Genomic DNA, 6,974 nt, shown 5'->3' with positions numbered 1-6,974 from the left:
TCCCGACGCTGGCCCACTGATTGATTGGATCCCAGTTCGTAATGCCGCAGGTGCCGATCGGCTGCCTGCTGTCGCGGGCCACGATATAAAAATCCCGGCCGCCCTGCTCCATCTGCTTTAACATTTCAGTTTCCTTATCCAAGGTCATGCTGGTAGCGGCCAGCGTCGTGCCCAGCGTTACCTCCAAATCATTGACCCAATGAACAAGCCGCTCCGCTTCCCGACTGTCCAACGGGGATAAAATGACTTTCTCTCCGATCATTTTCTTGATGTTCATCGCAATCTCCTACCTTTGTTTCTTTCATTATAGCCGAGCTGGGAAATGAAAAAAAGGCTCAATTTCTTAAGCCTTTATGACAGGATTCAAATTCTTACGAATGTTTTCCGCAGCTGCAGCTATGACTTTCGTCATGATCATGATGATGCGTGCAGACTGCTTCAGGATCATCCGCAATCCGGCCCTGCGCGTAGCTTGCCAGCACCGCTTCCGCGCTGCCGCTGACGCCGCGGATAACCGCAATGCCCTGCGCCCTCAACGTTTGGTAAGCACCCTCGCCCATGCCGCCGCACAGACACGCTGTGACGCCGTGTTCCTTTAAAAAGCCCGCCAGTTCGCCATGGCCTTTGCCCTGGGTCGGCACAATCGCGCTGGTTACGATTTTTCCTGCTTCAATCGTCGCGATCAGAAATTGCCGCGTCTTGCCGTAATGTCCGAAAACCTGTCCGTTTTCATAAGGAATCGCTGCTACCTGTTCCATTTTTCCAACAATCCTTCCAGTTTTTCGGCGGCTTTCGTCATCCAATCGCCTTCAAAATCTTCGATCCGGCCGGCGTCGCACAGACTGGCAAACTGCGGATTGATCGGCAGCCGCGCCAGAATATCAAGACCCTTTTCAGCCGCGACTTCATCGAGCTTGCTGTGACCAAAGACTTCGATTTTCTTGCCGCAGTCCGGGCATTCCAAATAGCTCATATTTTCCACGACGCCCAATACCGGAATGTTCATCATATTCGCCATGTTGACGGCTTTGGCGACAATCATGGAAACCAGCTCCTGCGGCGAGGTGACGACGACGATGCCGTCCAACGGCAGCGACTGGAATACGGTCAGCGGGACGTCGCCGGTTCCCGGCGGCATATCGACGAACATGAAGTCGACGTCCGACCAGATGACTTCGCCATAAAACTGCTTGACCATGCCGGCTAAAATCGGGCCGCGCCAGATCACCGGTGTTTCCTCATTGTCCAGCATCAGATTGACGGACATGATCTGAATGCCGGTCGAGCTGACGGCTGGCAGAATGCCGTCGTCGTTCCCATACGCCATGCCATGGATCCCGAACACCTTCGGAATCGACGGTCCGGTGATATCGGCGTCCATGACGGCGCTTTGATGTCCGCGCCGCTGCATCGTCGTCGCTAACAACGAAGTGACTAATGATTTGCCGACGCCGCCTTTGCCGCTGACGACGCCGATGATCTTGCGGATCCGGCTGTTCGGATTCGGTTTTTCCAAAAAGCTCTGCGGTTCCTGCCGGCTGGCGCAGTTAGCGCTGCAGCTGCCGCAGTCGTGATTGCATGTTTCGCTCATATCGTAATACCTCAATTCTTTTCTGACGTTATGTATTATATCATTTCTAAGCCGAACAATCCAACGCTGTGCCTGAAATCTTTCAAATTGCTTCCCAAATTTTCTCCCAATTGTTCGAATACGGATTTAAAGGGCGGTTAATTTCCGGTAATTTCCTGACATTTCCAGCTTTTTTTTACATTTTTCAAGATTTACTGCAGATCCTAATCCCTGAGGAATAAAGCCGGAAAACAGGGATAGAATACCACGAAAACCGCTTTTCCTTCACTTAACCGGCTATATTCCTGAATTGTTGGCAATATTAACCTTTTCGTTCACCGCTTAGAATGGTAATGAAATGAGGTGAATTTATGATCGATTACAGTCCATTTTGGAAAACCTTAAAGGAAACCGGCGTAACCCAGTACGATTTGATCTACCATCATAATATCAGCCGCGGTACGATTCATCGCATGCGCAAAAATAAGCCGCTGACCTTAGTCACCGTCGATATCTTGTGTTCGATTCTGGAGGTCCCGATTGAAAAAATTGTCTGTATCCGGCCAGCCGATTCTGATTGCGAAACTTCGCTTTGAGTTTTCTGCACTGAACCAACAAAAAGACCCTTGGATAAGGGTCTTATTTTATCTATGGTGACTCGTACGGGATTTGAACCCGTGAATGACGCCTTGAGAGGGCGCTGTGTTAACCGTTTCACCAACGAGCCAGTGCTTAATTATTATAGCTTATTCCTGCGGCAAATTCAACAAAAAACGGTGCAATTTGCACCGTTTTTTTTTCATCGGGGTTCTGACTTATTTCGCTAATGCCGTCTTTGCGGTTTCGATGATTGCCTTGAAGCCCTTCTCATCGTGAATCGCGATTTCCGACAACATCTTGCGGTTGATCGTAACGCCGGCCAGCTTTAAGCCGTGCATCAGCTGAGAATAGCTCATATCGTTCATTCTCGCTGCTGCGTTGATTCGTGCGATCCACAGTTTGCGCATATCGCGCTTCAGCTGCTTACGTCCGATATAGGAGTAACGCAGAGAACGCATGACCTGTTCATGAGCTGTACGATACAGCAGGTGCTTCGAGCCGAAATAGCCCTTCGCTAACTTTAATGTTCTTTTTCTTCTTGCGCGGGTTACAGTTCCGCCTTTTACTCTTGGCATGTTCTAACGTCCTCCTCTAATTAGTCCTGAATCAGGTACTTGATCCGCTTCATGTCGGTCTTGTCAACCAGTGCCGACTTTCTCAGCTGTACCTTCTGTTTATGAGTTTTGTTCGCTGCAAAGTGAGAGATATAAGCATGGCTTCTCTTCAGTTTTCCGCTGCCTGTTCTTTTAACACGCTTTGCCAGCGCCTTTTTTGTTTTCATCTTTGGCATAATCAAGTCCTCCTATACTTTTTTATTTCTTCTTCGGTGTCAGAACCACAGACATCGTATTGCCTTCCAGGGCCGGAGCCTTTTCAACGGATGCAATATCCGACATCTGTTCGACGAAGCTATTCATAACCTTTTTACCGACCTCCAGGCGCGTGATCAAACGGCCTCGAAAGCGCATATCGATCTTAACCTTCATTCCATCTTCAACCCAGTTGCGGGCCTGACGAAGTTTGGTTTCAAAATCATGCGTATCAATAACCGGGGATAAGCGCATGGGTTTAACCTCTGTGACATGCTGATTCCGCTTGGCTTCTTTCGCCTTTTTCTGCGCCTCAAAACGATACCGTCCGTAATCGACAATCTTGCAGACCGGCGGATTTCCATTTGGAGCGACACACAGCAGATCAAGTTCATAATCGTAGGCTTTTTCCAGGGCCTCCCGGCGCATCATCACGCCTAGCTGCTCTCCTTTAGGGCCAATGACTAAGACTTCTTTGAAACGAATGTTTTCATTGACCAGATCATCGTTGGTCATGACTTTCTTGCTAATAAACGACACCTCCATACTACAAAAAAGCAGGTACTCCTAGAATACCCGCTTCTACTTACACAGTTCTCTTTGTGTTTGCAGCGTCAACCCAAGTCTGAAGGACATCAGGTGAGAAGGGGCACTTCTACTTTCTACATACTTTTTCTTTGCTTGTTTACTTTACCATGGAACCTGCGGCTTGTCAAAGGTTTTTTCCAAAACTTATCCGAATTTGCTTTGGACATGCAAACGGTCAGCCCGGCGGCGTTTCCCTGCTGAACAAGCCGGATCCATACCGGACTGGACGTTCTCTTCGTCCTGATTTCAGCGTCCCATGAATTCCCGCAGCGCTTCCGCCTGCGCGGCGCCGTCTTCCACACCGGCGCGGTATAAGGCATGCAGCTCACTGCGGTTCTTTTCCAGCCGGCCGATCGTGACCGGTTTTTGCGGCTGAATCACAAAGACTTTGCCCTGCTGCTTCAGCGCTTCAATTTCTTCCAATGTTTCGTTATAACGCAGATGACGGGTCGCCATCAGTTCGATCAGCTTGGGATAGCGGCGGTATTTCGCGCGGATCAATGGCATCAGCTCATTCGGTTTTTTCCGGTATTGGGCGCATTGGGTCAAGACGATAACGTTCTTTTCACAGCCCAGGCGCATCGCTTCCTTAACTGGAATTGAATCGCTGATCCCGCCGTCCAGATATTCCTGTCCCTCAATTTTGACTGTGCGCGACAATAACGGCAGCGAACTGGACGCCTGCAGCCAGATGATATCGCGATGCAGATCTTCGATTACCGGATATTCCGCTTCACCGCTCGCCAGATTGGTGACCACGGCGCGAAACCAGCCGCGGCGTTGTTCAAACGCGGTATGATCATACAAATCCAGCTGATTGGGAATCGTATCGTAAAGCATTTTCGCGCCGAAGAAATCACCGGTGGTCAGCCATGAACGTGCGCTGCAATAGCGCCAGTCATTAAGGTAGCTGACGTTGACGCGGTAAGCCCGGCCGCGCTGTTTCGATAAAAAACTGGCCGCATGGCAGCTGCCGGCGGAAACGCCCAGCGTTCCGTCAAATTCCAGGCCGGCATCTAAAAAAGCGTCCAGCACACCTGCGGTATACACGCCGCGCATCCCGCCGCCTTCCAGCACCAGACCGATTTTCGTTTCTCCCATTACGCTTCACCGATCCTTTCTGCGTTCAGCTCGTCATAACCGGTCGCCGGATCCGGCGTGCGCGTCAGCCGCCATTGATCCAGATGAAGCAGGACGACCTCGGCCGTCGTATTGACGATGCAGCCTGAGGTTAAATGGCCGCCGAAGGTATGCAGCTTTTGGTCGCAGACGCTGATATGCACATGCATTCCCTGTTCGCTGATCGTGCCGCTGAGCGAAACGATCTCCGCATCGACTTGTTTTTCATAGATCGTAACGCCGTCCGCCATCCGAAACCGGACGAAGCGCAGGCATCCGGCACAGGCCACAACCGCCGCGGCGGTAATCTGACGCTCAGCGCAATAGCGTTCAATCGTCTTTGCCAGATCCTGTCCCGGCAGCACTCTGAAACATTCTGTATTCATCTTCAATACCTCCTGTAAAAAAGAAAAAACCGGAAGAAATCCGGCTGTTTGTTAAAAGAGAAATCCAACGACCTTGACGTCAACCAGATTGCATTTCAGGCTGGTCATCTGCAGAATATTCTGATAGATCCGATCCTGTAGTGTTTCGCAGACCGCATTCACGTTGGCTCCAAATTTTACTTTGATTTCCGCCATGACGTTTAAACGGTTGTTCGCGATTTTGCATTGAATCGGTTTCTTCAGCGTTGTCGGTTCGATCGCATACGCCTGATCGACGTCGTCGATCGAGATCTGGGCAATCGTTTCAAATACACCTTTTGATAAGGCAATCAGGCCTGTGCCTTCGTCTTTTTCTTTAATCTGAATATATTCCTGAGCCAATTTATTCACCTTCTTTGTTCCTATTATACCAGAGAAAGCCAAACTTGCCAAAGAAAATGAAACGGGGTTTTTATTTTTAGCGCCGTCTACTTAAACGTGACTTCCGGCACCCGTTCATCCTGCAGCTGATCCGCGGCGATCTTCATGATCTTGGACGCGTTCTCGGCGCCGGCCAGCGTTTTCGGACAGCCGATCCGCACGACCTCGTCCTGCAGTTCCGCCACGCATCCCTCCATTCCAGCCTGACTCAGCGCCGCGACGATCGTTTCTTCGGTTTTCCTGTTTTGTTCCACCTGTCCCGCCTGCTGCAAGGCATCCTGTTTTTCTTCGGTGCTGGCTGAAGGCGACGCGACGATTGCCTGAGAGTTCTGGGCCTGGGCATTATGTTTGTCCTGCAGCTGCTGCTGCATCGTGGCCAGGGAATCCTGATCCTCGTTCTGTCCGGTTAAAAGCTGATCGGGATTTAATTGTCCCTGATCGGCCGGCAGCGTCACATAGTAGATTGAAAGCATCAGAATCAATGTAAATAAAGTGAGAAATGCAAATGCCTGTTTATTCATATCACGGCCTCCTGCTCACTTGTACTGTATGCGGCAGGCTTGTCCGTTATGAGCGATTTGACTGTCAATAAAACAGAGCGCAGATTTTATGCTTCAGCTGCGCCAGAATATCCTTGCGCTGCAGCTGATATTCCTCCATACTTCCCAACGCATCGTCCAGACCGTCGATTTCATCGTGGAACAGCTCCATGATCTGAAGCAGGCGGTCTTCGTGGATGATCTCGATCTTGCCGACCTCCACCATCGCTTCCGCGACGCACCGCAGCAGATCGTCGCGGATCGTCTGAGCGCTGACGCTGTCCAGCGTCGTGAATTTTTTCTCGTACCAGAAACGATTGACAATCAGCGATTTCAGCACTTCGACAAACATCGTGAAGTCCTGAATGTTGTTGCCCGGCTGGATCGCAAAAAGCATGACGAAGAACACGTGCCACTCAAAATCAATGTTGATGATGCTTTGCCAATAGCGGCCGAGCACATCGCAGAACGGATCGTAATGAATGAATTCTTTTTCCAGCGTGATCGGTTCCGTGAAATCGAGATCGCTGATTTTCAGCAGGTTGAAATGTTCGAAATATTCGACCATTTTCTGCTGCGGCTGGTCCGACTGGACAAAATCTTTAATGTAGATGTACTGGCTGAGCACGGCGCTGCATTTCTTGAAATCGGTCGTAAACCCGATCGACTCGATCATCTTAATCGCATACAGATCGCTGATCGATTTCGCCATGAACATCTTGAAGCCGCGTTCGCTCATGCCGATATCCTTGTCTTTATTCTGATTGAGAATCTGCGTATAGACGATTTCCAGCTGGTGATCGACGACGTCCAGATTATCGCGGATTGAAGCCAGAATATCTTTCATGAAGCTGTCAAACATCACGTACTGGGTGTTTTTATAGACGACCTGATGCTCGATCTCGCTCCAGAAGGAATGCACCATGGATTTGATCTGCAGCTC

At 50.1% G+C, this 6,974-nt stretch carries 11 protein-coding genes, 1 tRNA gene and 1 pseudogene; 1 reads left to right on the top strand and 12 read right to left on the bottom strand.

What is annotated here, in order from left to right; all coding sequences use genetic code 11:
* The 3 genes from AC5OW4_RS13675 to AC5OW4_RS13665 all read right to left on the bottom strand — a co-directional run.
* Positions 1–277 (bottom strand): GNAT family N-acetyltransferase (locus tag AC5OW4_RS13675; protein WP_493677094.1); only part of this gene is annotated, 277 nt, incomplete at its 3' end.
* A 94-nt stretch (positions 278–371) separates the two neighbouring features.
* Positions 372–758 carry a NifB/NifX family molybdenum-iron cluster-binding protein gene (locus AC5OW4_RS13670; RefSeq protein WP_072684296.1) on the bottom strand — a complete coding sequence of 129 codons (387 nt, stop codon included), beginning with the start codon at positions 756–758 and terminating at the stop codon, positions 372–374.
* Positions 746–1,591: an Mrp/NBP35 family ATP-binding protein gene (locus AC5OW4_RS13665; RefSeq protein ID WP_072684295.1), complete on the bottom strand. Its 846-nt coding sequence runs from the start codon at positions 1,589–1,591 to the stop codon at positions 746–748. Before AC5OW4_RS13665 ends, AC5OW4_RS13670 begins: the two co-directional genes overlap by 13 nt.
* A 350-nt stretch (positions 1,592–1,941) precedes the next feature.
* On the opposite strand from AC5OW4_RS13665, the gene AC5OW4_RS13660 reads away from it, so the two are divergent.
* Positions 1,942–2,166, top strand: coding sequence for a helix-turn-helix domain-containing protein (locus AC5OW4_RS13660; RefSeq protein WP_072684294.1), 225 nt, complete (start codon positions 1,942–1,944; stop codon positions 2,164–2,166).
* Positions 2,167–2,221: 55 nt separating this feature from the next.
* On the opposite strand, the gene AC5OW4_RS13655 is transcribed toward AC5OW4_RS13660, so the two are convergent.
* The 9 genes and pseudogenes from AC5OW4_RS13655 to AC5OW4_RS13615 form a co-directional block, all read right to left on the bottom strand.
* A tRNA-Glu gene (locus AC5OW4_RS13655) sits at positions 2,222–2,297 on the bottom strand.
* An 88-nt stretch (positions 2,298–2,385) separates the two neighbouring features.
* On the bottom strand, positions 2,386–2,745 hold the full coding sequence (gene rplT, locus AC5OW4_RS13650; RefSeq protein WP_072684293.1) for a 50S ribosomal protein L20: 360 nt from the start codon (positions 2,743–2,745) through the stop codon (positions 2,386–2,388).
* A gap of 20 nt (positions 2,746–2,765) precedes the next feature.
* Positions 2,766–2,960, bottom strand: coding sequence for a 50S ribosomal protein L35 (rpmI, locus tag AC5OW4_RS13645; RefSeq protein WP_006059109.1), 195 nt, complete (start codon positions 2,958–2,960; stop codon positions 2,766–2,768).
* Positions 2,961–2,982: 22 nt separating this feature from the next.
* Positions 2,983–3,525: a translation initiation factor IF-3 gene (infC, locus tag AC5OW4_RS13640; protein WP_072684292.1), complete on the bottom strand. Its 543-nt coding sequence runs from the start codon at positions 3,523–3,525 to the stop codon at positions 2,983–2,985.
* Between the two features lie 288 nt (positions 3,526–3,813).
* Complete coding sequence (locus AC5OW4_RS13635) at positions 3,814–4,668, bottom strand: patatin-like phospholipase family protein (RefSeq protein ID WP_072684291.1); 855 nt, start codon at positions 4,666–4,668, stop codon at positions 3,814–3,816.
* Positions 4,668–5,072: a PPC domain-containing DNA-binding protein gene (locus AC5OW4_RS13630; protein WP_493677093.1), complete on the bottom strand. Its 405-nt coding sequence runs from the start codon at positions 5,070–5,072 to the stop codon at positions 4,668–4,670. The genes AC5OW4_RS13635 and AC5OW4_RS13630 overlap by 1 nt, the downstream gene beginning before the upstream one ends.
* 51 nt (positions 5,073–5,123) lie before the next feature.
* Positions 5,124–5,462: an Asp23/Gls24 family envelope stress response protein gene (locus AC5OW4_RS13625; RefSeq protein ID WP_159432779.1), complete on the bottom strand. Its 339-nt coding sequence runs from the start codon at positions 5,460–5,462 to the stop codon at positions 5,124–5,126.
* Positions 5,463–5,539: 77 nt separating this feature from the next.
* Complete coding sequence (locus AC5OW4_RS13620; RefSeq protein ID WP_072684288.1) at positions 5,540–6,013, bottom strand: SpoIIIAH-like family protein; 474 nt, start codon at positions 6,011–6,013, stop codon at positions 5,540–5,542.
* Between the two features lie 64 nt (positions 6,014–6,077).
* Positions 6,078–6,974, bottom strand: a pseudogene (locus AC5OW4_RS13615) (RelA/spoT family protein); the annotation flags it as partial.

The organism is Holdemania sp. (assembly GCF_986127675.1).
Note: the sequence above shows the minus strand (reverse complement) of the source record. Positions and strands in the feature narration are given on the sequence as shown.

Coding starts and splice junctions, on each gene's coding strand:
- AC5OW4_RS13665 (WP_072684295.1), bottom strand. CDS start 1,591: ATGAGCGAAACATGCAATCACGACTGCGGCAGCTGCAGCGCTAACTGC.
- AC5OW4_RS13635 (WP_072684291.1), bottom strand. CDS start 4,668: ATGGGAGAAACGAAAATCGGTCTGGTGCTGGAAGGCGGCGGGATGCGC.
- AC5OW4_RS13660 (WP_072684294.1), top strand. CDS start 1,942: ATGATCGATTACAGTCCATTTTGGAAAACCTTAAAGGAAACCGGCGTA.
- AC5OW4_RS13620 (WP_072684288.1), bottom strand. CDS start 6,013: ATGAATAAACAGGCATTTGCATTTCTCACTTTATTTACATTGATTCTG.
- rplT (WP_072684293.1), bottom strand. CDS start 2,745: ATGCCAAGAGTAAAAGGCGGAACTGTAACCCGCGCAAGAAGAAAAAGA.
- infC (WP_072684292.1), bottom strand. CDS start 3,525: ATGGAGGTGTCGTTTATTAGCAAGAAAGTCATGACCAACGATGATCTG.
- AC5OW4_RS13630 (WP_493677093.1), bottom strand. CDS start 5,072: ATGAATACAGAATGTTTCAGAGTGCTGCCGGGACAGGATCTGGCAAAG.
- rpmI (WP_006059109.1), bottom strand. CDS start 2,960: ATGCCAAAGATGAAAACAAAAAAGGCGCTGGCAAAGCGTGTTAAAAGA.
- AC5OW4_RS13670 (WP_072684296.1), bottom strand. CDS start 758: ATGGAACAGGTAGCAGCGATTCCTTATGAAAACGGACAGGTTTTCGGA.